Here is an 871-nt window from a genome sequence, read left to right on the forward strand (position 1 = left end):
CAGCACATGGCGCGAGACTGGTTCAAAGTTTTAATGAGCTGAATTTGATCGAAAAGTGCCTGAGTCGCGAGCGAGATTCAGTTCATGCGTCCCTCGACTAGAGAATTTCAGGATCGATGTACGCTGGAACCTTGGACGAAAGCGTTTGCTTCAATGCACGAGTACCTTCATCCGCCAGAACCTCACTTTCGCCCGCCTCAAGGGCATCGTAGGCTTGGCGGACTACGTCCATCGGGTTCGCCTTCGGCACGTCGAAACCCTTCGTGAGGTCGGTATCTACGAAGCCAACATGCAAACCGACCACCTGAATGCTTCTTTCTTTAAGATGCACCCTGATGTTGTTGGTATAGCTCCATGCCGCTGCCTTCGATGCTGAATACGGTGCAAGCATTGGCACGCTTCTCCAGGTGACATCGGACAATACATTTATGATACCGCCCGTGCCATTGCTGGGAAGGGAAGCCTGAAACGCACGAGTCGTTCGCATAAGGCCATAAAAATTCGTTTCGAAGATTCGCCGCGTTTGATCATCTGCGCCTTCGGAAAACGGCGACTCGGTGATCTCCGCAATCCCGGCATTGTTCACCAGAAGAGTCACATCGGATGCGATCCTTGCCGCCGCGATGACGGACTCTGGATCGGTGACGTCGAGCTTGACTGGAACGAGGCCGGGCTCCGTGAAGTCTTCGGGGTTGCGGATCCCTGCATAGACCTTTTTAGCACCGCGAGCGAGCGCCTCACGGGAAAATGCCAGGCCRAGCCCGCGACTCGCTCCCGTCACGAACACGACTGAGTTCTTAATCTTCATATTCAAAACTCCAGGGGCAGTGCAATAGAAGGATCGAAGGCCCTTGCTCGGGATGTCCAGTGC

1 protein-coding gene is annotated in these 871 nt (G+C 54.3%); it reads right to left on the reverse strand.

What is annotated here, in order from left to right:
• Positions 1-97: 97 nt before the first annotated feature.
• Positions 98-871, reverse strand: a 774-nt coding sequence (locus AC1DRJ_RS30170; RefSeq protein WP_477805337.1) for an SDR family oxidoreductase, incomplete at its 5' end; no start/stop codon positions are given.

Source organism: Pseudomonas sp. P5_B2 (assembly GCF_056400445.1).